23 protein-coding genes are annotated in these 24,184 nt (G+C 47.5%); 9 read left to right on the plus strand and 14 right to left on the minus strand.

Features of this window, described 5'->3' with window-relative positions; all coding sequences use genetic code 11:
* Positions 1 to 46 precede the first annotated feature (46 nt).
* Genes DFQ00_RS03210 through DFQ00_RS03220 form a run of 3 tightly spaced genes read right to left on the minus strand, consistent with a single transcriptional unit; the run spans position 47 to position 1,974 of the window.
* Positions 47 to 604, minus strand: a complete 558-nt coding sequence (locus DFQ00_RS03210; RefSeq protein WP_110894124.1) for a hypothetical protein — start codon at positions 602 to 604, stop codon at positions 47 to 49.
* On the minus strand, positions 604 to 1,254 hold the full coding sequence (locus DFQ00_RS03215) for a hypothetical protein (protein WP_244213679.1): 651 nt from the start codon (positions 1,252 to 1,254) through the stop codon (positions 604 to 606). The genes DFQ00_RS03210 and DFQ00_RS03215 overlap by 1 nt, the downstream gene beginning before the upstream one ends.
* A 51-nt stretch (positions 1,255 to 1,305) precedes the next feature.
* Positions 1,306 to 1,974, minus strand: coding sequence for a hypothetical protein (locus DFQ00_RS03220; protein ID WP_244213680.1), 669 nt, complete (start codon positions 1,972 to 1,974; stop codon positions 1,306 to 1,308).
* Between the two features lie 268 nt (positions 1,975 to 2,242).
* Between DFQ00_RS03220 and DFQ00_RS03225 the strand changes: the two genes are divergently transcribed.
* Both DFQ00_RS03225 and DFQ00_RS03230 read left to right on the plus strand, forming a co-directional pair.
* Complete coding sequence (locus tag DFQ00_RS03225) at positions 2,243 to 2,926, plus strand: Crp/Fnr family transcriptional regulator (RefSeq protein ID WP_110894126.1); 684 nt, start codon at positions 2,243 to 2,245, stop codon at positions 2,924 to 2,926.
* A 277-nt stretch (positions 2,927 to 3,203) separates the two neighbouring features.
* Complete coding sequence (locus DFQ00_RS03230; protein WP_110894128.1) at positions 3,204 to 3,905, plus strand: Crp/Fnr family transcriptional regulator; 702 nt, start codon at positions 3,204 to 3,206, stop codon at positions 3,903 to 3,905.
* Between the two features lie 94 nt (positions 3,906 to 3,999).
* Here DFQ00_RS03230 and DFQ00_RS03235 read toward each other — a convergent pair whose 3' ends face one another.
* From DFQ00_RS03235 to DFQ00_RS03255, 5 genes are all read right to left on the minus strand, one after another.
* Entirely contained in the window at positions 4,000 to 4,341 is a 342-nt protein-coding gene (locus DFQ00_RS03235) for a cupin domain-containing protein (protein WP_110894130.1), read from the minus strand.
* Positions 4,342 to 4,465: 124 nt separating this feature from the next.
* Complete coding sequence (locus DFQ00_RS03240; RefSeq protein WP_110895405.1) at positions 4,466 to 5,440, minus strand: diacylglycerol kinase catalytic domain-containing protein; 975 nt, start codon at positions 5,438 to 5,440, stop codon at positions 4,466 to 4,468.
* Positions 5,441 to 5,607: 167 nt separating this feature from the next.
* Positions 5,608 to 6,651 carry an SPFH domain-containing protein gene (locus tag DFQ00_RS03245; protein ID WP_110894132.1) on the minus strand — a complete coding sequence of 348 codons (1,044 nt, stop codon included), beginning with the start codon at positions 6,649 to 6,651 and terminating at the stop codon, positions 5,608 to 5,610.
* Positions 6,652 to 6,825: 174 nt separating this feature from the next.
* Positions 6,826 to 11,202, minus strand: a complete 4,377-nt coding sequence (locus DFQ00_RS03250; protein WP_110894134.1) for a glycosyl hydrolase 53 family protein — start codon at positions 11,200 to 11,202, stop codon at positions 6,826 to 6,828.
* 422 nt (positions 11,203 to 11,624) lie between these two features.
* Positions 11,625 to 12,344 carry a YceI family protein gene (locus DFQ00_RS03255; protein WP_110894136.1) on the minus strand — a complete coding sequence of 240 codons (720 nt, stop codon included), beginning with the start codon at positions 12,342 to 12,344 and terminating at the stop codon, positions 11,625 to 11,627.
* A 199-nt stretch (positions 12,345 to 12,543) separates the two neighbouring features.
* Between DFQ00_RS03255 and DFQ00_RS03260 the strand changes: the two genes are divergently transcribed.
* A complete protein-coding gene (locus DFQ00_RS03260; protein ID WP_110894137.1) occupies positions 12,544 to 13,230 on the plus strand; it encodes a response regulator transcription factor in 687 nt (228 codons plus the stop codon).
* Complete coding sequence (locus DFQ00_RS03265) at positions 13,215 to 14,681, plus strand: sensor histidine kinase (protein ID WP_110894139.1); 1,467 nt, start codon at positions 13,215 to 13,217, stop codon at positions 14,679 to 14,681. Before DFQ00_RS03260 ends, DFQ00_RS03265 begins: the two co-directional genes overlap by 16 nt.
* A 59-nt stretch (positions 14,682 to 14,740) precedes the next feature.
* Here the strand turns inward: DFQ00_RS03265 and DFQ00_RS03270 are convergent, their stop codons facing one another.
* The gene (locus DFQ00_RS03270) at positions 14,741 to 15,553 is read right to left on the minus strand and encodes an AAA family ATPase (RefSeq protein ID WP_110894141.1); all 813 of its coding nucleotides are present in this window, start codon (positions 15,551 to 15,553) and stop codon (positions 14,741 to 14,743) included.
* 344 nt (positions 15,554 to 15,897) lie between these two features.
* On the opposite strand from DFQ00_RS03270, the gene DFQ00_RS03275 reads away from it, so the two are divergent.
* Positions 15,898 to 16,050 (plus strand): DUF1540 domain-containing protein, encoded by a 153-nt coding sequence (locus DFQ00_RS03275; protein ID WP_110894143.1) that lies wholly within the window; start codon positions 15,898 to 15,900, stop codon positions 16,048 to 16,050.
* Between the two features lie 195 nt (positions 16,051 to 16,245).
* Positions 16,246 to 17,703, plus strand: coding sequence for a 4-hydroxyphenylacetate 3-hydroxylase family protein (locus DFQ00_RS03280; RefSeq protein ID WP_110894145.1), 1,458 nt, complete (start codon positions 16,246 to 16,248; stop codon positions 17,701 to 17,703).
* Positions 17,704 to 17,758: 55 nt separating this feature from the next.
* Here the strand turns inward: DFQ00_RS03280 and DFQ00_RS03285 are convergent, their stop codons facing one another.
* The 3 genes from DFQ00_RS03285 to DFQ00_RS03295 are packed head-to-tail and all read right to left on the minus strand — an operon-like array spanning position 17,759 to position 19,645.
* The gene (locus DFQ00_RS03285) at positions 17,759 to 18,394 is read right to left on the minus strand and encodes a nitroreductase family protein (RefSeq protein WP_110894148.1); all 636 of its coding nucleotides are present in this window, start codon (positions 18,392 to 18,394) and stop codon (positions 17,759 to 17,761) included.
* A complete protein-coding gene (locus DFQ00_RS03290; protein ID WP_244213681.1) occupies positions 18,382 to 19,278 on the minus strand; it encodes a hypothetical protein in 897 nt (298 codons plus the stop codon). Before DFQ00_RS03290 ends, DFQ00_RS03285 begins: the two co-directional genes overlap by 13 nt.
* Positions 19,193 to 19,645: a flavodoxin gene (locus DFQ00_RS03295; protein WP_110894152.1), complete on the minus strand. Its 453-nt coding sequence runs from the start codon at positions 19,643 to 19,645 to the stop codon at positions 19,193 to 19,195. The genes DFQ00_RS03290 and DFQ00_RS03295 overlap by 86 nt, the downstream gene beginning before the upstream one ends.
* Positions 19,646 to 19,900: 255 nt before the next feature.
* On the opposite strand from DFQ00_RS03295, the gene DFQ00_RS03300 reads away from it, so the two are divergent.
* The 3 genes from DFQ00_RS03300 to DFQ00_RS03310 all read left to right on the plus strand — a co-directional run bounded on the left by DFQ00_RS03300 (position 19,901) and on the right by DFQ00_RS03310 (position 22,003).
* Positions 19,901 to 20,764, plus strand: a complete 864-nt coding sequence (locus tag DFQ00_RS03300) for a class I SAM-dependent methyltransferase (RefSeq protein WP_110894154.1) — start codon at positions 19,901 to 19,903, stop codon at positions 20,762 to 20,764.
* A gap of 2 nt (positions 20,765 to 20,766) precedes the next feature.
* Positions 20,767 to 21,498: an RluA family pseudouridine synthase gene (locus tag DFQ00_RS03305; protein WP_425271003.1), complete on the plus strand. Its 732-nt coding sequence runs from the start codon at positions 20,767 to 20,769 to the stop codon at positions 21,496 to 21,498.
* A gap of 148 nt (positions 21,499 to 21,646) precedes the next feature.
* The gene (locus tag DFQ00_RS03310; RefSeq protein ID WP_110894158.1) at positions 21,647 to 22,003 is read left to right on the plus strand and encodes an MGMT family protein; all 357 of its coding nucleotides are present in this window, start codon (positions 21,647 to 21,649) and stop codon (positions 22,001 to 22,003) included.
* Between the two features lie 140 nt (positions 22,004 to 22,143).
* Here the strand turns inward: DFQ00_RS03310 and DFQ00_RS03315 are convergent, their stop codons facing one another.
* A complete protein-coding gene (locus DFQ00_RS03315) occupies positions 22,144 to 23,661 on the minus strand; it encodes a DHA2 family efflux MFS transporter permease subunit (protein WP_110894159.1) in 1,518 nt (505 codons plus the stop codon).
* The gene (locus DFQ00_RS03320; protein ID WP_110894161.1) at positions 23,658 to 24,104 is read right to left on the minus strand and encodes a MarR family winged helix-turn-helix transcriptional regulator; all 447 of its coding nucleotides are present in this window, start codon (positions 24,102 to 24,104) and stop codon (positions 23,658 to 23,660) included. Before DFQ00_RS03320 ends, DFQ00_RS03315 begins: the two co-directional genes overlap by 4 nt.
* Positions 24,105 to 24,184 lie beyond the last annotated feature (80 nt).

Raw genomic sequence — 24,184 nt, forward strand, 5'->3', positions numbered from 1 at the left:
GTTGAATTTTCCGACTTTCCCCAGGCAAAATCAGTTCCATTACCACTTAGGCCAGCTCTTCCTGAACAATTTCTGTATCAATCCCTTTCCGATTACGAATTCGGATCGCAAATGCATCATAACCATTACGCTTGACCTCATTAAAATGCACACGTTCTCCTGTAATCAGCTCATACGTCCCATCCTCCTCAACATCCTCGCCAAACTCCTCATCCCAAGGCACGTTGTAGAACGCTGTCAGATGAACTTCAAAGGTATCCTCACCCTCAACGTCCAGATAAGGTCGAAGGGGGCGGTTGTTCACGTCTTCCTCGGGGTACGTCTCACACAACATCGCATCATAGCCTTGCTCCGCCGCATCAATCAGCAGATAACGCTCTCCTGTAACGGTATGTTCGGCATAAACCAACAACGGTGTCATATCATGCCAGAGAATCAGATCATCCTCATCAAGGTCACCATAATAAAAAATATGAAACTGATCATGTCCATCAGGTGCCTGAAGCTTGCCATTCCATTGCACCTCATGAGCCACACCTTGGGTCTCCCTTTTCGTCAGCCCATCGAGGTATAACGGTCCATGCAGTACACCATACATATTCATCATTTTTCCTCCATTTTGTTCATTCGAATCGTTACCACTTTATGCTCTTCATCCACCGTCAGCTTTACATCCACATGCAGCTTCTCACGAAACAACGCCGTAACGTTCAGATACGGGTCACGAGCAGGTCCTGAGCCACGGTTACTTGTGCGGCTCATGCCTTGATGAATGATAGACTTTACCAGGTTGTCATCACCTTTGCCCGTTTGTTCATAGGTGTAAATGACCTTTCCCTCACGATCCACCAGTGTCAGGAGGGTAACAAAGTCTTTGGCATTCTCGTATTTATTTTCGGTACGAACATACTTGTGCCCGGATTGCAGATATTCCACTTGTCCATCCAGAAACGGGTTATCTCCTCCGGGTTTAACCTCATACTCCCTGTACGCCAACTGGAACAAGTTTTCAAGTCCACTCGTATCAATACGGTAGTAGAGCTGACGATCCTCTCCCTTTTTATCCATCGCTGTGAAGCTGTTGACAATCGGCCATGTCTGATATGATTTCCCCTGCACATCTACAGCAATGGCATAATCGGATAACACCTTTTCTTTTTGAAATACACCGTAAGTCTGCATAATAAAAAATCCAGGAATACACAACATGGCGATGACAAACAAAATAACACCAAACATGATTCGTTTTCTCAATGCATTCTCTCTCCCCGATTCGGTTAATACCCACGATGTCTGATGTAATGCTTAGAACTTATGTTGCATTTTCGACAGTACACGAGTGACCGTTTCTCTGTTTTTGGCATCTTTAATATACGCAGGGATGCTATGCGAAGCTGTTTTGATCAGTTTCCCTCCAGGTTTCACTCGCAAATCGGCTGATACATAAGCAATCAGATAATTCAGGTGCTCCCGGTTTACAGCCCAAATCTGCTTGCCCCGTACATGATCCATAAAATATAACTCCAGGTTAAAAACGGGGTCTCGGCCATTTTGAATTTCCCTATAATAACCTCGGCTGGCTGATCTTTTGTGCATCTGGGCCTGATTAACGGCTCCACAGTGTGGACACGTAATATGTACAAGAGGATGGGAGGTTTGTTTCTCATCGGTTAGCTCAACAGAAATCCAACGCTCACATACAGCACAGTATCCTCGGCCTGTATATTCGTAGTCTTCTTCTTTGACCGCTTGAGCATAGCACTGGCTGCATTTCCATTGCACTTCCCCATTAGAACATTCAATATAAGCGTGCCCCCCACATTCAGGACAGCTGACATCAATTCGTTCACCACGATGCAGCACCGCATAATAGCTGTATTTATACGCCCCTTCATCTTCGAAACGTTTCACTTTAATATCACCTCTTCTGTGAATCAATTGCTGAATCAACCTCGTTGCCCCATATTGTTCCATATAACCATTCCCCAAATTATATGAAACTCTCCATGCAAGCACAACAAATCCTGACATGACAACTCAAAATAACATCCTTAGTCCTACATAAGTGTGTGCCGCGTCACACCGATCACCTCATTGATGTCATAATCTGAATACAAGAGCGAGAGATTCATGCATTGCATATCCTCTTTTTTGATCAAGGTTGAGCTGCAATATCCCACTAAGCTGTGACACACGCATATAATCCGTACATAACTCATCACATGTGAGGTGATATTTAACGATGATTTGTTCTCAGACATCCGATGAATTCTGTTTTTCCAAAGTGCCCCTCTTTGAACATCTGTCACCATATGAGGGCAGCTTGCTAAACTCCCTTCTACACACAAGTCACTACCACAAGGGAGAGCTTGTCGTTCAGGAGGGCGAATGCTCAGACACACTTTATATACTTCAACTAGGCAGTGTGAAGCTGTGCAAATACAACGAGGCTGGCAAGGAGCATATTATACGCTTTCTGTTTGCAGGAGATTTTTTCGGGCAGGACTGCTTGCTTCATCAAATCCCCCATCCATCAAATGCTGTGGTTCTAGAAAATTCAACGATATGCTCTATACGCCAAAAAGAATTTGAGCTGCTGCTCACACACGCTCCCAAGCTGGCTTATTATTTCCTTCTGGCGCTATCCCATCGGTTACGTGAAACGGAGGAGTGGAATAGCTCCATCAATGCCATGACGACGGAGCAAAAGATTGCCAAGCTGCTTCTGGACTTCCATATGCGTAATCATGCAAAACCCGAGCTGCGCTTGCCTGTTTTCAAAAAAGACATGGCTCTGCTGCTGGGCATTACCCCGGAGACGCTAAGCCGAAAACTCAACAGCATGCAGCGTCAACAACTGCTTCAGGTCAATGGAAATGATATACGTATTTTGCAGCTTGAGCGTCTGCAACATATGATCTCCTGACCCAGACTGTCAGCAACTTATGCAAAAGGGTATCCAACGATCAGAGCCTTTCTGACGGAGGGATACTCTTTTTTTCAGTTTCTTCTGTTGTGACCTTTATCACCTGATATGTACGAAAATCACGCTATGATAAAATGATGAACTCACAGCAACAGATACCACATCAGGCAATGAACAGGGAAGAGGCAGCCACAATGGACTGCTTGTTTAAGATACGAGCTCAAGTCAAGCCATGTAGAAGAAAACAGAGTAGCAGTAACGGAGAGGATGGATATGCATGACCCGCATAAACAAGGATACAGCCACAGAATTTCTCCAGCAGTTCCCTATTTTTCAGGATCTGAGCCAAGAGGAATTAAAGCAGGTTGAAGAAATCGTCATAGACCGAAGCATGAATCGAAAAACCGTGATCTTTAGCGAGGGTAGTGAGAAAGAAGCTGTTTTCTTCATCCGTTCAGGTATTGTCAAAACTTATAAAACGGATGAAAATGGGCAGGAGCAGATCGTATCATTTCTTAAAACAGGCGATATGTTTCCACACACCGGCTTTTTCAACACACATCCCTATCCTGCTACCGCTGTAGCCATTACGGCTTCAAGTTTACTAGCAATTCCCGTCCGGCATTTCGAACGACTAATGCTCAGCACGCCCTCCATTTCCATCAAAATTATGCGTGTGCTGGGTGATAAAATTAGGGAGTTGCAAGATAAATTACAGGTACTATCCGGCCAGGATGTTCGCAACCGAGTACTCTCCTTCCTTCTATTGCTGGCAGAGCAGCATGGACAGCAGCATAAAGATAAGATTGTCATCAATCTGCCTATGACACATCAGGAGTTTGCAAGCTCCATTGGAACAACAAGAGAAACCGCCAATCGACTGTTGAACCACCTGGCAAAGCATGAATTATTAGAAGTTGATCGCAGCCGCATCATCATTCATGACCTGCAAAGCCTGAAGGAACTACGGGATACCTGATCAAGACGTTCATCCTACACCCGGTCCAAGTCATTGACATGGAGCACCTCGTTATCCCATGTTCCGATCGTTCGATGCTAAGGTCTATGGTCTGTTAAATATCCTTGGCATAGGAAGCCTCTGGCACTTTGCTCAGCACCACAAACAATCGAACCTCTGCATCACTTGTATTATGAAAAGCAAACGCCGTCTCACCGCTGCAGGATACTACGTCTTCTGCCTGAATCCGCTGCTTTATCCCATCCAGAATCACTGTTCCTCCACCCTCAACGACAAGCAGCGTTAGGGTTGCACCGGGGTGCATATGAACAGGAAGCTCTTGTCCAGGCAAAAAATGAAGCACAAAGGTAACGCCCCCACCCTGCTGAGAAAGTATCCGTTTGGTGAACCGTTCCTTGCTGAATGCTTTGACGTCCTGCAATGACATCATACTCATCATATTCAACCTCCTGTACATATTTTGTTTATAGTTATAGCTTAACGCGAACAAACCTGCATTTCCTTGATTCAAATCAAGAAAACACAGGTTTCAGATGAGCATTATAACAGAAGAAACATTTTCATATCACCAAGCGTCCTCTCTTGTCGGCAAGGCCGACCTTGGCATGCACACCAGAGTTGAATTCCAGAAAATCCTGCTCCACACCGTCACTAAAAATAACCCCATCCTCCGGCATCTGTGACACGATGTGCAGCGGCTGCTTGGCGTGAATCTGTCCAAATACAAGACTGGCCGATGTCGTACGGCTCGGGAACGGTTCCCTGACGGTGTAGTATAAATAAGGGGCATCCCACGTAAACCCACCTGTGTTCGCTCTTCCCGCTGACTCAGCTTTTGATGCCACATCTGTACTCCCTGCATTGCTCAAATGCTGCCAGGCCTCAGAACCTACAATGCCTGAAGCACCCTCCAGCACACTCTTGAACCATCCTGTCGAACCCATGCCTGTGGACACGATAATTCCGCTAGATGATTGCTGTTCGCTTCTTGCTCCCAAACGCACTTCATACCGTGCCGACACATGTGTCTTGCGGCCAATAAACAGATCATTGACACCGTACAGAACCTGTCCGTCATTCAGCTCAACCTTGGCAAGAGTCACCTCTCTCAGCGCACGCTGCTTGCGCATCACATCCGGCACGATGAAGCTTAAATCCTCCACTGTAAAAGGTAACAACACCCCATCCCACCTCATCGGGTCTGGATTCACACCAATCAGCGGCTGCTCGGTAACATATTTCAGCGTGTTTGCAACCAATCCATCCTGCCCAACCACAACGACAATATCCTGATGTCCAAAAATAAAATTCGGCACATGCTCGCGATCAATCAACTGAACACGTCCAAGCTGGCTCAAATGCTGCTGTGCAAGCTGTATCGCTTGCCGATAACGCTGGTCCTCTTCGATGTAATCACTAAAATCAGCACCAAGGCGTTCGATGTAGAACTGGGCCTGCTGCACTGTGTTGTATCGGACAATCAGCTCCTCTAGTCGGGTTCTGCGTTTGACCAGAATTAATTTGTGCTCGCTCATGGGTTCATGTGATTGGGATATCTGACCTCGATTGGTCCTTTGGTTACCTCCACTGGTTTGACTTACCTGACTTGACTGATTATCAATCCCCTTCTGACTCAAACGGCTCGATCGTTTAGCCTGTGCTTTCGAAGCAGACAGATTCGTTTGTTTGCTCCATCCAAGAATCATCGTGCCGCACCTCCCTTGCCTCTGCCTTCTGCTGGCGTCATCAGACCCTGAAGCAGATCTGGCGAGATGTTAAGCTGTCCGATCTTGCCCGCATTCTCGGCCAGCTCCTGGAACGCAAGTGCAATTAGCTTATCCGAATTCATGCCCATATTGGCCATTGCCTGCAGCACATTCGGCTGAACATGCTGAAGTGAATTCATCACAGCTGAAATCTCGTACGCCTTCGCATCTGCCTCGGCATTCTGATTCGCTATTGTCAGCTCAATCAGCTGCTGCTTGCGTTCCTCCATCGCAGTATTAAACTGGAGCTGCTCCTGCTCCATCTCGTTCTGCTTCTGCTTCACCGAGCGTTCGGCCTGCAATTGCGTTTCCCGAATCTGCTGTCTCTTCGTTTCCACAGCAATCTCGGTGTTCAGTTCATTTTCCTTCACTCTTCTCTCCTGCTCAATGGAAGCATTACGCCGCACATATAACGCCTCGTCCGCCTGACGCAGAATTTCCTCTCTCGCCTGCGCCTCCAATGCACGCATTGTTTCCTTGTTCGGCAAGATCGCCAGTATGGACAGATTCATAAGCTCAACACCCAGCTTCTCCAGCTCCTCATGCTGTGTAACCTCACGCTTCATGCTGCTGGCGAGCCGTTCACTTGACTGAATCGCTTCTCTCAGCGGCAACTGCTCCAAATATTTTTTGGTGAGCACCTTGGCAATCGTAATGACACGCTGATCCAGCTTGCCGGGATCGTCGGACATATATTGATTTTTTCGTAAATTGTACGTGTAATTCAGGCTCTGTGTAATTTTACTGTAATCCATAATGCGGTAGCTAAGCTGCCCCTGGACAGTAACCGTTTGATAATCAGCTGTGATCTCTTCAAACATAAAGGGTACATCCACTGACGATACAGGCAGCACAACTACCGAGGTCGTCGGCTCATAATAATAAAAGGATAAACCTACGCCCTCGCGCTGCACCCTGCCGTTCTTCACCTTCATTACATATTCACTGGGTTGAAACTTCACGAATCGAAATCCAAACATGGCTCATTCCTCATTTCATATATAATGTCGTTTTGATATTATCGAAATGATAACAAAAGATTTTGATATTGTCAATACGACATTAACAATAATAAGAAAAAAGAGACCGAATCCGCGATTCGATCTCTCTTTTCTTACGTTTTAAATGATTTGATCAAGCTTGAAAGAAAACTCTTAGTATAACTTTTCCAACAGCCTCGCTACCGCAACAGCTCCTTGCGCACGATTGGCGGTCTGTTTTGGATCAAACGTGCTGTTCGGTAGGCCGTTTAATACGCCAAGCTTCAGCATGTTGTTCACTGCATCCTGTGCGTATCCGGCTATAGACGTCTGATCTTTGAAGACAGATTGTTCAGCAGCTGTTGCAGAACCCATATTGTTCACGTTACCTGTTGCCAGCATAGCCCGATGCAGCATCACAGCCATGTCCTGACGTGATATGCGATCATTTGCACCAAATGTTCCATCCGCTCTGCCCTGAACAATGTTCATCGCAAGACCTGCCCGAACAGCATCTGCATACCATTGATCTGATTGCACGTCTGTTGGTAGCAAAGCTGAAGAATCCGTCTGCTTCGCTTGTCCGATCGCATTAACGAGCATTTGCAAAAATTGTGCACGGCTGAGTTCACCTTGCGGTTCAAAACGGGTGTCATTCATGCCTGCAATGATGCCTTTGCTGTAGAGATGTTGAACCTCCTGAACTGCCCACGCATATTGCTGTAAATCAGTGAATGGGACTTCAACATGACTAATGACATAGCTGCCAGGCTTGGACGGCTTGAATGCCATCGTAGCTGTAGCTTGCTCATACCTGGTGTATGTCACAGGTTGCAGTTCACCACTCGTTGAGATGGAGTTGACAACCATAACCGTATGATCTGCTTTGACAGGCTGCACATTGGATAAAAGCACTTCAACTGTCTTGTCCGCCCACAGAATCGACTTTTTATTGAGCAGCATCTGCACATCAATCACAGGATGATTGCCAATATTGGCTCTCTGGGCAGCAGACACTTGCTCTACTGATCCTTCCGCAACGACAACGTCAAACGTACCTGCGGTCTCCGCAATCGTGAGCGGCAGAGCGCGAAGCGGGATACGGACTGTCGTTTTGCCTACAACCACATCAATGGACTGTACTTCCGCCGATTTCACCCATGAAGAGAGTTGACTCGATGAAATCTGGAGTGTCACCGCTTTGGAGCTGTCAGGCACATCGGCCACCAGCTTCAAGGTACGTTTGCCTGTGTCCATTGATTTCAAAGCCTGAGCAAGCTCAGATGTACTTGGAATCACTGCAAATTTGCCTTCTCCTGTGGCTGTTCCTTTTATGGTAATGGAACCACTCGTTGTTTCGTTACCAGGCGCCGGCTGCGGTGTTGCTGTCGGATTATTCGTACCTGCCGATGATGAAGGCGAACCGGACGAACTACCTGGCTGGGATGGCTGTCCTGTGCCGGGGTTTGCAGTCTGGCGTACGAGCTGCGCAGCAGCATCCTTCAGCTGTTGGTCCGCACTGGTTAACTCTTGCTCTGTAGCTTCCGCATCCAGAAGCAACTGTTGAGCTTGCATCAGCGCTTTGCTGAATACATTCCAGCTGGAAGCCGTGTAATCGGCTTGCTTCAACGCTTCTACAGATGCAAAGGTTGACTTCAAGGCAGTTCTGTCCGCCGGGATTGTACCATAAGCCTCAAATTCCATGAACCCGACCCAGGAGGAACCTGCGGTAATGGTCACGCGAACGTAACGCCCCTCTGTTCCCTCGGGGAGAACGTGACTTGGGGATGTAGACACAACAACATCACTGGTTGTATCCACGACCGTTTTGAAATGTTCATTATCATCGGAGACATCAATTCTGTATTTGATGCCACCGCTCCACATCGACATTTCAATTTTCCTTAGATTTGCAACCTGTTCAAGGTCCACCGTCCACCAGGTGTTCTCACCCTTTCCCTGACCTGTCCCCCATGATGTGGTTGGATCATTGTCAATCGCGCCTGCCGGCGAGTTGTCCTTGCCGCCACCATTTCCTTCACTGCTTGATGCTGTAGCTGTTTTACCTGTCGTCAAGGCCTCCAGTTTGCCCAGATTCGTGAAAGCTTGTTTCAACGTATCCAGTGCTGCATTTACCTGAGATTGCTTAGCATCCGTATTATCTCTCACCTGGATAGCACCCTGCAAAGCTTGCTGTAGAACAGACCAGCTGCGATGTGTATAGGATGATTCATTTTCCAGCTGCATGAGCTGAATGTACTGGTGCAGTTCTGTTTTATCCACATCAGACAAGCCCTCGATAGCTGCTTTAAGACGATCTGTTGCTTGATTTACATCTGTTTGGGTAGCTCTTTCGTTATTTAGAACGGATTTCGCATGTTCCAGCGCTTTGCTGAATACAGCCCATGTGGCTGCCGACCAGTTATTGTGTTGAATTGTCTCAGCTTCTGCAATCTTATCATTAAGTGCTTTACGATCTGGCGTTTTCACGCCAAGCTGTAACATCACACTTTCCAAAGATGCTGTCGCTGCATTGGTTTCCTCTTGACTCACACCACCTGACGTATACGCTTTAGCGTAGACCTCTTTAGCTGCAACAATTGCAGGAGCCAGACTACCCCAGGTTTCTGATGTAAAATCACTTTCTACAAGGGAGTTTGCCCGTGTCAGTGCTGCTGCCAGTTGTTGCCGATCTGTCGGCACTTCTGCAAGCCCTCTTTTGAATACGTCGAGAGACCACAAGGCTCTGCCCTCTTTGGAATATCCGCCATTCGCCGGAAACTCATCGTAATCAAACATGCCCTGGTTCTCCCACGCATCGCCTTCGGTATCAATCCAGCCTACACCTGCCGGAATCCAAGCCGGCTCCCAGTAGAAGAACCCTGCCCCACGATTATTCGGCACGTTGGAAATCAAATCCATAATTCCCGCAATCGCATCGTATTGACCTTGAACCGACGCCGGGAAGGTTGCCCCTCCAACATGGAGCGCCTGATCTGAGCCAATGATATTTCCATGCTTGTCCCCGTTTTTATAAGTGAAGGGATAGGACGTTTCAGCGATGATCACATCTTTACCAAACTGTGCGGATACTTCGTTCATCGTTCGCTGCACATCGGCAAAAGTTCCATGCCAGAACGGGTAATACGATAGACCGATAATGTCATACTTGAGTTCTGGTTCTGCTTTTTCCAACTCTCCAAAGTACCATTTGATACTATCCGTCTTGCCGCCTTCGGCCAGATGAATCATAATTTTCGCCGGATCACCGCTGTTCCCGTCTGCTGCTTCAACTGCGCGTACAGCGTCAATTCCACTTTTCAACAATGCTGCATTTTTGGCAAAATTAACAGTAAGGTTTTTGCCGTTTAAAAGCCCGCTGTTAATCTCGTTGCCGATCTGCACCATATCCGGCATGGCACCTGCCTTCTTTAAATCCCCAACGACTTCCACCGTATAATTGTATACCGCTTTCTTCAGTCCTTCGAAATCCAGATTCTTCCACGCTTTTGGCACAAGCTGCTGACCCGGGTGCGCCCAATCATCCGAATAATGGAAATCCAGCAGCACCTTCATGCCTTTTTGCTTTGCACGTACAGCCATTTCGATAACGTCAGCCTTGTCGTTATAACCGCCTGATTGCTGTGGATCATTCCACAAGCGCAGACGTACATAATTGACACCGCGATCCTTGAGAATATCAAGCAAGTCCCGTTCGGTGCCGTTGCTGTCCAGATATTTTCCATCCTTCGCTTCAATCGCCGTGAGTGTTGAAATATCAACGCCTCTTACGTAATCGGAACGATACCCTTGTACAATAACCTTTGCTTCAGGTTTAAGCTCCGTACCATATACGACACCTGTTACAGTGAATTCACCTGCTTTCTCATATTGCGATGGGTCGATGCTGCCCCAGGTTACGGGAACCAGACCTGACTTTTGATTTGCATAATTGGCTTTGACCTCCGCAGGCAGAACCGGCGCACTACGTGGCAGTGTGCTTACTTGAACCGAATCATATTCCTTAATGTTTGCTGGCTCCATGCCTTCTGATTCTCCCCATACATTGAACTCCAATATTTGAGGCCAAACCCCCTCTCCCTTATAAAAAAAGATGTTGAGTCTGATATAACGCACATCATTTTTCTCAAATGTCAGATCTGCAACCTGAATTGCATCCGCATTCTCACGCTGATCTGCAACAGTAGACCATTCCTGCTGGTCAGCAGACGTTTCTACTGTATACTTTACATTCGTGTTGTCACGCCATCTGATCTCTGCTCCAGACAGTTTGTACGTTTCTCCCAAATCAACTATGACCCATTCAGGTTTGTCCGCAGTCACTCCGGCTGTTGTACTCCAATGGGTATTGATATCACCATCTACCAGATGTGTTTTATCGCTCCCCCATTCCTTATATTCGGAACTCACCTTTACCGTCTTGTTTAGCGCAACATTATTTTTTGCTGCTTCTGCGGGCCTTGCGATCAGACCCAGATCACAGAATAACAACAACAAAACAAGGCAGCCGCTTATGTACCTTTTGTTCACCCTTGATCTCCCCCTTTAAGTGTTTGTTTGTGCTTGGATCAATGAATGTCATGAATCCTCCCCATTGTAAGCGCTTCATGATCTTCGGTCATACGGCATTTTCGAAAGGAAACAGCAGTTATTTTAACAATGTATCCTTTCTCAAGCGCCTTCCCGCCTAGACCAGCCCTGATTTTCCAACTGTAGGGAGCAACGTGAACGTTACATTATATTTTCAGACTGTGTGTTGTCAGCCCTTCCCTTCACTTCGTTTGAGCATCTTGGAAGCGAAATGTACAAACTAAAAAAATCTGCTCGTCTGCCCTAAGGCAGAAACGAACAGATTTCAAGTGTGCTACAGAAATAAAGGACACTTTATTTCTAAATGAAGTACCTCCTGCTTTTAACGAACGTCCTTCTAATTTTATAGAAGAAAAACGTCTCTATTTCGCCAGCTTCAGCTCCAGGCGCACCTGGATATCATTTTCCGTGGAGAGCACAACCGAGTGCGGGTTTTTCATACCAAAGTCTTCGAACGTCACCTTCGTTGTGCCTGACAGCAGCACCTGATTGTTTTGATACGCCGCCTTTGCATCAAAGGTTACTGGTTTTTCAATCCCTTTGACCGTCAGGGTGCCTTTCATTTTCACATCCACCGTCTGTCCCTCTGTCCATTCGGCCGGCATGCCTTCAAATGAAGTCGCTTTAAATGTCGCCTGTGGATACTGGGCCATATCGAAGAAATCTGCACTCTTCACATGCTCGTCGCGCTGACTGTTGCCAGAATCAATGCCACTCATCTCGATCTGTCCTTCAGCAGTTGACTTAGCTGGATCCTGGTCGTTCAGGGACCATTTCCCGCTCACCTGCTCGTCCACAAAATTCACCGTTTCCTGTGACGTCGTTACCGAAAAATAAACCTTCGAGCCTTGGCTAATATTCCAGTCCCCGCTCAGCTTTTCTGCACCCGCTGTTTTGTTCTCCACCTTGGCTGTCGAGCCGCTGTCCGTTGCTTTTGCAGAAGCCGCTGTGCTTGCAGGCAGAACCTGCTCAATCTCTACGTTGTTGCCCAAATAGCTATTCGTAAAGTAATAACCGCCTCCACCAATAATGGCTACTGCTGCTACACCTGTAATAATCCATGTCTTCGTCTTGTTATTCATCTCTATAATTCCTCCAGTACAGTATGGTATGGTTAATGGCTCCTCTTTGATATGGATCATACCAGTCGAATGTGTCAGGAAGAAGTCAAGATCAGATTATTTTCCAACTTTATCGAAAACCAAAAAACAGCATTGGCTTTACGTCTTACCTCATGTAAAATCAGTACACAAGCTTTCATGTGAAAGGAGAACACCCTGTTTGAAATCTATACTCATCGTGGAGGATGAGCAGGCGATTGCACGCGTTCTGGCTGCTTACCTGCGCAAAGCGGAATTCGAAGTACATCATGCTGCGGATGGACAGTCGGCTTTAACCCTTTTTGATTCCGTGGCCCCCTCTCTCGTATTGCTGGACGTGATGCTTCCGGGCATGGATGGATGGGACCTGTTGAAGCTGATTCGGGAAAAAAGTACATGCCCCGTCATCATGCTAACCGCACTTGACGATATTACAGACAGGCTGAACGGACTGAATTCCGGGGCCGATGACTATATGAGTAAACCTTTTGTACCCGAGGAAGTCGTCGCACGGGTTAATGCTGTTTTAAGGCGGAATCCACACTGGACCTCCGGGGGCCAGGACAAGCGCTCCTTTGGCAACCTGGTCATTGATCTTGCGGCCAAGCAAGTGCTGTTGAATGGTGCGGAAGTCGCACTGACACCACGGGACCTGTCATTGCTTATTTTCCTGTCCGAGTACCCTAATCGCACGTTCACCCGAGATCATCTGATTGAGCAAGTATGGGGCATGGATTACGAGGGCAGTGATCGGGCGGTAGATTTATCAATCAAACGATTGCGTCAGGCGCTCTCCCACTGGACAACCGACACAGGAGAAATACGCACACTGCGAGGAATGGGGTATCAATTTTGGGTCGCCAACTGACTTCGAATAAGCGTAAACGAACGATTTCTATTTTGTCACACTGGACATTGCGTTATTTCCTCATTTTATGCATTGGCTTTGCGATCATTGCGGCGGGTGCACTCTATTGGATACGCACAACATCCATTGAGAAAAGTTTGAAGACGGCTGAGCTGCTCGGTTGGGAAATTGCGGATCGCGTTACGGTTAAGGATCATCAACTTCAGGTTCCGTCTGATCTGAATACCATTGTAAGCAGCCGTGAGAAGCTGTTTGACACCGATCAATATTTTTGCGTCATGGTGCTGGACAAAAACAATAAGCTGGTCTTCTCCCAGCCTGAGATGGGCCAAGAAGATGTCTACTACCGACTCTCCGATGATTTTCTCAAACCGCGTAACAGCAAGTATGCCGGGGTGACTGTAGATATCGCAGATGGGAATCAGACGCTCGGTAAAGTGTGGGTCATGCAGTCCAAACAGTCCATCACATTCAGTCCTGAAACGATATGGTTTGTTGCGCTCATCTTTGGAGGTCTCATTCTATGCGGCTGGTATACGATCTACTTGTTATCCAGTAAGCTGTCCAGACCGATTCGTCAGGTTGCTTATGCAGCAGAGCAAATACGTGGCGGAAATTACGAGGTGAGTCTAGATATTAATACCAGAGAGCGGGAGATTAACGAGCTTGTGGACTCCTTCGGTGATATGGCAGCACGTCTGCGGCAGCTTGAGGAGTGGCGCACACTTTCGCTCGCAGGTGTGAGTCACGAGCTCAAAACACCCGTTACCTCCATCAAAGGACTTGTGATGGCTGTGCGAGATGATGTCGTCAGTGCTCAAGAGGGCAAGGAGTTTCTGGATATTGCCCTGAAAGAGTCCGAGCGTATGGAACGTATGATTGCCGATTTGCTGGATTATAATGCGATGACTGCTGGCAGTGTCGCTGTTCGAAAGGAACGCACGGATCTGAAGCTGCTCGTTGGTGAAATTCTCTACCAATGGAAGATCGCGTATGAGGATCAGATGCCGGAGATTCAGCTGCATGCTCCGTCCGGTTCACTTTACGTTGTGGGTGACGCTCTTCGCATTCAGCAAATTGTGGTGAACTTGCTTAATAACGGACTCCATGCCACAGCCCCCGGACAACAAGTCAGGTTCCATATCATTCTGCATGCAGATGAGCACCTGTTACATGTGGATGTACAGGACAATGGCACGGGCATTTCGATTGAGGATCAGCCAAACATTTTCGAACGCTTCTATCGTGGTGAACTGAAGAAACGCCGCAATCGCGGCTTGGGTTTAGGGTTAACCTATAGCCGTCTTCTTGCTCAGGAGCAGGACGGTGAGTTAATCTTGGTATCTAGCAGTTCGGAGGGGAGCACTTTCCGATTGAGTCTGCCGCGCTGGCTTGCTCAGCAGGATGTGCTCATATCCGAAAAAACATATCGTACACCGGTCAAAGCGTGACCGGTGAAAGACAAGAAAAGGCCCGGCTTTCCCCACATAACAGGAAGCCGGGCTTTACTTTATCCTTGAAGCACTCTTGGTCGGTATTCATTGTACGCATCAGCGATCAGTTGCCTCTGCAGCGGGGTGCTGCCAATAATTGCTTTTCGTTTCGCCTTTAACACAATTTGCTCGACATCAGCATAACTGCAGCCAGCCAGATGTTCACAGATGTAATCCTCCAGCCGATTCTCCTGCTCAAAGCTTCCCACCAGCTTGCTGATATACAGCCTTCTGCTGTCTTCATCTGGCATGCTGTATGTCATCTTCGTATCAAAGCGACGCCATATCGCGTGATCCAGTTGTGTCTCCAGATTTGTCGCGGCAACCAGAATGCTATCTCCTTCAAATTCATCCAGACATTGCAGCAACGTGTTAACTACTCTGGCCATCTCTTTGACCTCATCATTACTTTCCCGTGTACGGCCGATGGCGTCAAATTCGTCAAGGAAGAGCACACAGGGATTAAGACGTGCATATTCGAACAATTTTCGTACGTTGCTGCCCGTTTCCCCCAGATGACTGTGAATGAGCGCATCCAGACGGACGAGCACAAGTGGCAGTTCTAATCTTTGAGCCAGATATGAAGCGGTCAACGTTTTTCCTGTCCCCGGAGGGCCAAACATAACCATTTTGTTAGGGATGGATACATCATGCTCTCTGAACTTCTCCTTCATGCCCAGAATCGTAATAAACTCCTCAACGATTCGTTCGTTCTCGGCGGAGAACACAATATGTTGTGCTTTGCGTCGGCATTCCTTAGGTGTGTAAAACGCCGCCATATCAATTCCCTTGGCACGCGGAATTCGGTTACTGTTATTCATTTTGCTCATGTGCTGGTGTAGCTCCTTCATTCTTATAATTATAGAACTGGATCAATCCAGTCCCTAAATACATCGCTATTTAATCGTAATTTTTACTATTAAATCATACCATAATGCGGCCTCTTTGCAAAGCAGATAACTGCTTGTCTACACGTTTATTTGCTAATAAGTTGTGGTTGAGTTGCATGGACTAGTTAAATTTGCTATTCTGGAGGTGCATCGTTGTGTACAACGCAAAAAAGCCCTCTTATTTCATGAGAGCGTGAAAATTTTTCCAGATAAGCAAGCGGCAACTTGCATCCGGACAATGTTTACCAACGAATGTAATCCCATTCAAAGTGAGGTTAACAATCATGGCAAAAGACGTATTGTGTGAAGTAAACTCCTGTCGTCACTGGGCTCAAGAAAACAAATGTAATGCTACCTCCATCTACATCGTGAGCCATGCTTCCAAAGAAGCAAGCGAGTCTGCTGAGACAGACTGCAAAACGTTCGAAGTTAAATAACAGTTGCTTGTATTACTCAGGAGCCCCTCGGGGTTCCTTTTTCTTTTCTCATTGTAGCAAGAATGATAATTATTATCAAGCTTAAAAATCAATTTTTTTCTTCCTCTGGTCATCTGCACATTGGACAGAACGTTCACGTAGAATATGTTTAGAAGTGAATATGCCCATGAAACATGAACCAAGAGGTGAATAACGATGCCCGCAAAAACTGGCATGCAGTATTGTGAACGAATTAACGCCCAAACCGTGCCCTGCTGGTACAAGGGAGAGCTTCTGAACGGTAAACGTTCAGAGCATATCGCCTTTTCCGGCTTGATGAAAACCCAGAGGTTCATGTATGATATGCAATCTGATCCACAGCTGGCAGAGCGGTTAACGTACGCCTCCCCGTCGGATGGCAAACCTGTAGGCATGTCCTTCCTGCCTCCAACCAGTAGCGACGATCTTCGCAAAAGACGTGAAGCGATGACACTATGGACTCAGGTCCATCACGGCTTTTTGGGACGTTCACCTGATTACATGAATACGGCTATTATGGCTTTTTACACAGCTGCCGATCTGCTGAATGAACTATCTCCCCAGTACGCTGAGAATCTGAGAAATTATTACGCCTACTGCCGCGACCATGACATTACGCTATCACACGCCTTCATTCAGCCACATGCAAGCAAGATTTCAGGACAGCTTGATGCAACAGAGGATGCCATTGCAGCCAAAATTGTTGAACGAACGGAAGAAGGACTCGTTATTAATGGGGCTTTTATGATGGCTACGCAAGCAGCCACTTCGGACGAAATTTTCGTCTATCCTTCCCCTTCACCCGCACCTTTTGATGATGAGAACCCGTTTGCTTTTTCTTTTGCCGTTCCCAATGATCTGCCAGGCATCACCTTGGTTTGTAGAGATACGTACGCCGCATCCTCAGATTACAACTATCCTTTAAGCTCCAAATATGAGGAAATGGACAATATCGTTATTTTTGACCATGTGCTTGTACCCCATGAACGCATCTTTTTTGCGGGTGATGAACAGATGTCCTCCGCTCTTTTCAGTGCGAGCAATTTTCATATCCACGCTGGACATCAGGTTTTATGCCGTTATATAGCCAAAACTGAATTTGTTCTGGGTACAATACAGCTGCTTACCGATACACTGGATCTAAAAAGTGAAGCCCATGTTGTAGAGAAAACAGCTCGTGCCCTCGCGGGTCTTGAATCATTAAAGGCGCTCGCGATTGCCGCCGAAGCAGGTGCTGTACCGGACGGCAGAGGTTATGTATTGCCAGCACCCAAACCACTTATGGCAGCCAATCTGCTATATCCGAGGTTGTACCCTGAACTGATCGAAATTTTGCAGCTGCTTAGCTCCAGCGGCATGATCATGGTTCCGCAGGAAGAGGACTTTCAATCCGGAGCGGCCGAATCCTTGAACATTTATCTGAGGGGCACAGATCTGAACTCGCCGGAGCGCAACGCGCTGTTCCGTTTGATCTGGGAACTTGGAGCAGGTTCTTTTGGCGGCAGACAGACACAGTTTGAGCGCTTTTTCTTTGGTAATACGATCACCGTGTCCAACCGCTTATATACTGCAAGTGCTCAGGATCAGTCACAGCGGGAACGTGTTCGTCAATTTCTTGCCCGCTCTGCAAAATAGACAGACCGTTTTATAGTTAAGTGCATCGGGCAGCGGAGACTTCACCCTATCCCCTTTACACCAGATGGTCGTACACCGTCATGAGTTCAGAGGCTGGTCTGCCTGCTTCTATATGGCGTGGTCCAGACTGGTCTCCGTAGCCGATGTGAAATACACCGAGCACCCTTTCTTTGGTGGTTAATCCCATTAAATTCATAAATACTGGATGCTGTTGATAATCATTCATCTTCCAGACCGCATGTAACCCTTGCTCTGCCGCCAACATACCGAAGCGTTTGCTCCATGCCTTGGCAGGCATCACATCCTCCTTTGATGTGTCAGCCGGTTCCGGAGCAACCACGACCAGATGCGCCGGAATGGCTTCTGTATATTGATACGCAGCCCAGCTTCCATGACAATCCGCAAGATGAGGAGGAAAGCTCTGTCTGACAGCCTCCATATAAAGCTGTCTGCCTTCGCCAGAGAACAGCATATAACGCCAGGGTGTCGAGCTCATAACATATAAGGATGGATCTGCCTCATCCAGCAACTTTCGGATCACGGATTGAGGCACGGGCATAGAGCTGAATTCATAGGTTCCCGCTCTTCTTTTTCCAATGCTGTTTTCTTGCCTGTATAACGTTGTCACCTTCATTCCCTCCTCTGCAATAGTCACTGTCACACCTCTGGAAACCTGCGTTACACTAACCATGTTTTTTTGGAATCTGCTCCTTCGGCTCTCCACCGATCCACTTCTTCATGTACACGGCTCTTGTCTTTGGCCGTAAACCGTTGAGATGCAGTCTCCTGCGGTCTTGGCAGACTATCTCGTATGAGACGAAGATAATCCATAGAACGCTGTAACGATTGGCGGCCTGGCATGAATCTGATCTTGCGACCTTCGAGCAGGCAGTAAATCTCGATCATACCTGGCAGCTTGCCAAACGCCTCCCAGCAGAACACGCTGACCATATGCTGGAACGCCTCCACAACATTCGCATCATGAACGACCATGTATTTCTGTACAAGCAATTGATCCCAGCCTTCAGGCTGCCAGACTGCCTGGAAGATAATCGACAAATCCATCGCCAAGGAAGGCACCTCTGTTTTCCATTGTTCAAACAAAATTACCGGACGTTGAAGATCCTCATTAGCTGCAATGGAGAGTGACAGTTCATCAATCATTTTGTGTTTGACATCCCAATAATGAAGAACGGAATCAAAGCCGTCCGTTTTTCTGGGCCACCATTTTTCAAGTACATACTGAATCGGAATTTCTTTGCGAATCTCGGGGTCTACACTGTAAAAATAATTGATGGCATGACTGACTGCATACTGTACACGATGTCTCCATTGCAGTGCAGGCTGTTGCTCAGACGACGGTTCAGGGCGGATAAACCGATACGGGCTGCGAAGCAGCTCCTCCAGCTTGTAATCTTCCAGCAAACGACCGGGAAGCCCGGTGTTCCTCGCGGTCATTGCTGAAGTAACATCACGCTGTAACATCTGGTTACGATACCTTTTCACCGGCAGTAACGAAACGTCTGCCAAAATCCCGGCATGTTTCCTTCTCCTGCTCCAGCGGACTATATTCAATCTTGAGCGTCTCTGGTGATACTTCCGCCCCACGCTCCTGCAGCTTCTCAGCTGTCAGGTCCACTGCCTTGCAAAACTGTTCATAGGAGGTGTCGCCGCTACCGAATACAGCAGCTCTTTTGCCACTCAGATCAAGCTCATCCAGTTCTTCATAGAAATCCAAAAACTCATCGGGCAATTCCCCGTCTCCCCAGGTATAGACACCGATCATACATCCGTCGTACTCCAGCACATCGGCCGCATTACAGTCCGTCACGGACTTGAGGTCCACATCATGCCCGCTCTGTGTTATGCCCTCCACAATCAACTCCGCAATCTCTTCTGTATTTCCTGTCATACTGGCAAAAGCAACCAACCATTTAGCCATCTATTGTCCCTCGCTTTATCTTTGTTATATACATATGTCCCTAGGATGATCTTCGGGATTACTCACATATTGGATTGTTAAAATCATAATTGATAATGATTATCATTGTCAAATTAATTTTTGAATCATGTACTTTTCCTCTCCTGTCGAATTCCGTCTTGATCCTGTCTCTCCACTGGGAACTTCGCTGGCGTAGAGCCCCTTTTTTGTTGTACAATAGTATCCAAATGAATTTTGAAGGATGGATAAACCACTATGTACGTAGCAAAGAACTGGAAAGACTATGAAGTGATTGATACTGGAGGCGGCGAGAAGCTGGAGCGCTGGGGCGATGTCATTCTGCGCAGACCTGATCCACAGATTATCTGGCCGCTCGAAAATGAAACTCATGAATGGCGTCAAGCTCACGGTCACTATCACCGTAGCTCTTCTGGCGGCGGCAGCTGGGATATGAAAAAGCCTATTCCAGAACGCTGGACCATCGGGTACGAAAACCTGAAATTTCATATTAAACCGACCAGCTTCAAGCATACCGGACTGTTCCCTGAACAGGCCGCTAACTGGAGCTGGATGATGGATAAAATTTCAAACGCGGGACGCCCGATCTCTGTTCTGAACCTGTTTGCTTATACTGGCGGAGCTACGGTAGCAGCAGCATATGCGGGCGCTTCCGTTGTACATTGTGATGCTGCCAAGGGCATGGTGCAATGGGCGAAAGAAAATGTACAGTTATCTGGACTTGCTGACCGTCCTGTTCGTTTTATCACGGACGATGTGTTCAAATTCGTACAACGTGAGCAACGTCGCGGCAACAAATATGACGCGATTATTATGGACCCTCCTTCCTATGGACGTGGCCCGAACGGCGAAACCTGGAAGCTGGAAGAGAATCTGTATCCCTTCCTGAAATCCTGTATGACCATTCTGTCGGACAACCCGCTCTTTATGCTGGTGAATTCGTATACGACAGGCATCTCCTCCACAGTGCTGCGCAACATGCTGACGATGACGATGTCAGCCAAGTATGGCGGACAGATCACAGCAGGAGAGATCGGGCTGCCGATTACGCGCAGTGGTCTGGATCTGCCATGCGGTATTTTGGGCCGCTGGGAGTCCTGATGATGTCTGCTCATCTGCAAAGTGGAGAGATTGAAATTCTGTTTGAAGATAATCATCTGCTCGGGATCAGCAAGCCCGTGAATGTGCCTACACAGGAGGATGCATCCGGTGATCCCGATCTGTTAAATTTGCTGAAACAGGACCTGAAGGAACGCTACAACAAACCCGGTAATGTATATCTGGGCCTGGTGCATCGTCTGGATCGGCCAGTTGGAGGCGCGATGATTTTTGCCAAAACCTCCAAAGCCGCCTCCCGATTATCCGAAACGGTGCGCGGACGTCATTTTCGTAAAATCTATGCAGCAGTTGTACATGGCAAATTGCCCGCACGCAAAGGCACGCTGAAGCACACACTGCTGAAGGATAGCAGAACCAATACCGTCACTGCTGTACCCAAGGGCACAGCTGGTGGCAAGGATGCGGTACTGGACTATCAGGTCATTGGGGAAACCGATCGTTACAGCCTCGTTTATATTGAACTGCATACCGGACGCTCCCACCAGATTCGTGTGCAGATGAAAGAAGCTGGCTGCCCGCTGTTCGGAGATCAGAAATATGGCGCTAAACTGAACAAACCGGGGCAGCAGATTGCCCTCTGGTCTGTCATCGCCGCATTCCCACATCCAGTCACCAAGGAAGATGTGGTGCTTCAATCTCTGCCAGCACGAGAATTTCCATGGGCGGAGTGGCCCTCTCATATTTATGAGGAAGCTTTCGCGGAGAGCAGGCTTTAGCCTCCTCCTATGCGCACCAAACAGGCAGCACCCGTCTGAGCCTGCAATGTGTCGTTCAGATCTGATATCTGAGCGGCACTTTTTTATATTCAAGTATCCTTATTTTGCAAATCTGTTAATTTCAGTTCACAGACAGGAGTGGATCATTATGACCCTGTTTACGAAACAGGTGGTCGCTATTATTGCTGCGATCCCTGAGGGGAGAGTCATGACCTACGGGCAGATTGCAGCACATGCAGGGAGCCCCAGAGCGGCCAGGCAGGTTGTTCGCATCCTGCACTCCATGAGCCGCAAGGAACGTCTCCCATGGCACCGTGTAGTCAATGCCAAGGGAGAAATTGCTATAACAGACGATGAATCACGTACGATGCAGGAGAACGAGCTTATCAGTGAAGGTGTAGCGTTTCAAATGGATGGCTCCATTGACCTCACACGCTTCAGGCATGAGCCTGATCCAGATTGCCTGCTGCATCATTTGGCTTCGATCAAGGACGAGCATGAGTGACCGTATGGATGAATTAATCTTGTGATGCCTCGGTTGCAAAACAATAAAAAAGAGAACTCTCCCTGCCCCATGAATCGGGTCCTACTGGCAGTTGAGAGTTCTCTTTTTCTATTTCGTTTTTGAATTACTTTGAAGTCTGGTTAAGCTGTCGCCACATTTTGGGCTTTTTCCTTCTCGGCGTTTATCGGCTCAGTGGCCGGCTTCGTTTTCTGGATAAAGAAGGCCATAATCAGCGCGACAATCGTCATGCCCGTAGCTACCATGAAGGCATAATTAACACCATAGATCGTTGCATCTGCTGTAGCAGCCAGCATCGCCGTTTTGTTATTGGGATCAACTGTACCTGTAGCCAGCGTTTCGGCCAGATGCGACTTCAGCTTACTGCTCATGATCGTTACGAGAATGGCTGTACCGATCGCACCGGCCACGGTACGCAAAGTATTCGACATTGCTGTACCGTGTGCATTAAGTCGCTGAGGCAGCTGATTCAGACCTGCAGTCTGGATCGGCATCATCAGCAGTGACATCCCGAACATGCGAGCAGTATAGATAAACATCATATATCCATACGTAGTATCAATCGCCAAGCGGCTAAGTCCCCATGTGGTAATGGCAGTAATCGCCAGACCTGCAACGGACAGCCAGCGCGCACCCACTTTATCGAAGATCCGACCTGTAATCGGAGACATAATACCCATCAGGATGGCACCAGGCATCATGAGCAAGCCGGAATCAATAGGCGAGAAGTCCCGAATATTTTGCAAGAAAATCGGCAGCAGGATCATACCCGCAAACATCGCCATCGTAACCAGCATATTAATAATCGTTGTTAAGGTGTACATGTTGTATTTGAAAATACGGAACTCAAGCAGCGGATGATCCGTTGTCAGCTGGCGAATAACAAACAAAATCAGGGAAATCGTACCCACGACCAGACAGCTGATCACGACAGCACTGCCCCATCCATCTGTACCTGCATCACTGAATCCGTAAAGCAAGCTCCCAAAACCAAGTGTAGATAAAATAACGCCTAGCGAGTCCAGCTTCGGTTTGGACTGACGTGTTACATTTTTGACAAAAGCAATACCAATCGCTGTTGCAATGACCGAGAATGGCAGAATGATGTAGAACAATAATCTCCAGGAATAGTGCTCAACGATATAACCGGATAAGGTAGGTCCGATCGCCGGTGCAAGGATCATAGCAATCCCCATCGTACCCATCGCCTGACCACGCTTTTCGATCGGGAAGATCGTCAGAAATACAACCGTCATCAGAGGCATTAGAATCCCGGCACCTGCCGCTTGAATGACACGACCAACCATAAGAATGGAAAAGTTCGGACTAAGTCCACAGACCAGCGTACCTAGTGTAAACAAGGTCATGGCTGTTATAAAAATCTGTCGTGTTGTAAACTTGGAAATCAGGTAGGCCGTAACCGGAATTAATACCCCGTTCACCAGCATATAACCCGTAGTCAGCCACTGGGCTTTGTTCGGCCCGATGCCGAGGTCATCCATAATTTTAGGAAGAGCTACGTTCATCAGGGTCTGGTTCAAAAATGCCACAAAGGCACCAATCAATAAGGCCGCTACAATCGGACCTTTCTTGATGTTGTCCATCGCGGAGGACGGAGCTGCAGCAGTTGTCGTACTCATAAGTTGTTCATCTCTCTTCCTTGTAACTTTTCAATCATCAGACTATGAATGTGAAGCAGGTGCTCAAGATCTTCCTTCGGAATCTCCAGTATCGGTGATACTCGTTCCATCCAAAGCTGGTGTGTTTCCTGCTGCGCCTTTTCCCCTTTGGCTGTAATCTGTAGCATAACAGAACGGCGGTCTGCATCAGAACGTGTTCGCTCGATGTAATCCCCCTTCACGAGACGCTCTACCACAGCGCTCATTGAGCTGCTGCCCATATGGGACAATTCAGCAAGATCATTAATGCCAATGGAAGGCCGCTCTTTCAGAATGGATAACACCATAAACTGGATCGAAGTCAGCTCGATCTCCTTGTTTTCATTCCAGAATGCCCGGAAGAGCATCTGATTCACTTGTCGAAATGAATTGATAATGTAAAATACTTCGTACGTGTCCGTCATTGTTTCACCCTTTTACTTATGGAATATAATATTTCGTACACGAAATATCAGGGGAACAATTACTTATTATAACAAAAATA

It is taken from the genome of Paenibacillus barcinonensis (assembly GCF_003217495.1).
Taxonomy (GTDB): domain Bacteria; phylum Bacillota; class Bacilli; order Paenibacillales; family Paenibacillaceae; genus Paenibacillus; species Paenibacillus barcinonensis.

Coding starts and splice junctions, on each gene's coding strand:
- DFQ00_RS03210 (WP_110894124.1), bottom strand. CDS start 604: ATGAATATGTATGGTGTACTGCATGGACCGTTATACCTCGATGGGCTG.
- DFQ00_RS03320 (WP_110894161.1), bottom strand. CDS start 24,104: ATGACGGACACGTACGAAGTATTTTACATTATCAATTCATTTCGACAA.
- DFQ00_RS03255 (WP_110894136.1), bottom strand. CDS start 12,344: ATGAATAACAAGACGAAGACATGGATTATTACAGGTGTAGCAGCAGTA.
- DFQ00_RS03295 (WP_110894152.1), bottom strand. CDS start 19,645: ATGGCTAAATGGTTGGTTGCTTTTGCCAGTATGACAGGAAATACAGAA.
- DFQ00_RS03220 (WP_244213680.1), bottom strand. CDS start 1,974: ATGGAACAATATGGGGCAACGAGGTTGATTCAGCAATTGATTCACAGA.
- DFQ00_RS03270 (WP_110894141.1), bottom strand. CDS start 15,553: ATGAGCAAAATGAATAACAGTAACCGAATTCCGCGTGCCAAGGGAATT.
- DFQ00_RS03310 (WP_110894158.1), top strand. CDS start 21,647: ATGACCCTGTTTACGAAACAGGTGGTCGCTATTATTGCTGCGATCCCT.
- DFQ00_RS03235 (WP_110894130.1), bottom strand. CDS start 4,341: ATGAGTATGATGTCATTGCAGGACGTCAAAGCATTCAGCAAGGAACGG.
- DFQ00_RS03305 (WP_425271003.1), top strand. CDS start 20,767: ATGTCTGCTCATCTGCAAAGTGGAGAGATTGAAATTCTGTTTGAAGAT.
- DFQ00_RS03300 (WP_110894154.1), top strand. CDS start 19,901: ATGTACGTAGCAAAGAACTGGAAAGACTATGAAGTGATTGATACTGGA.
- DFQ00_RS03280 (WP_110894145.1), top strand. CDS start 16,246: ATGCCCGCAAAAACTGGCATGCAGTATTGTGAACGAATTAACGCCCAA.
- DFQ00_RS03245 (WP_110894132.1), bottom strand. CDS start 6,651: ATGTTTGGATTTCGATTCGTGAAGTTTCAACCCAGTGAATATGTAATG.
- DFQ00_RS03315 (WP_110894159.1), bottom strand. CDS start 23,661: ATGAGTACGACAACTGCTGCAGCTCCGTCCTCCGCGATGGACAACATC.
- DFQ00_RS03275 (WP_110894143.1), top strand. CDS start 15,898: ATGGCAAAAGACGTATTGTGTGAAGTAAACTCCTGTCGTCACTGGGCT.
- DFQ00_RS03240 (WP_110895405.1), bottom strand. CDS start 5,440: ATGAGCGAGCACAAATTAATTCTGGTCAAACGCAGAACCCGACTAGAG.
- DFQ00_RS03225 (WP_110894126.1), top strand. CDS start 2,243: ATGATTTGTTCTCAGACATCCGATGAATTCTGTTTTTCCAAAGTGCCC.
- DFQ00_RS03230 (WP_110894128.1), top strand. CDS start 3,204: ATGACCCGCATAAACAAGGATACAGCCACAGAATTTCTCCAGCAGTTC.
- DFQ00_RS03285 (WP_110894148.1), bottom strand. CDS start 18,394: ATGGTTAGTGTAACGCAGGTTTCCAGAGGTGTGACAGTGACTATTGCA.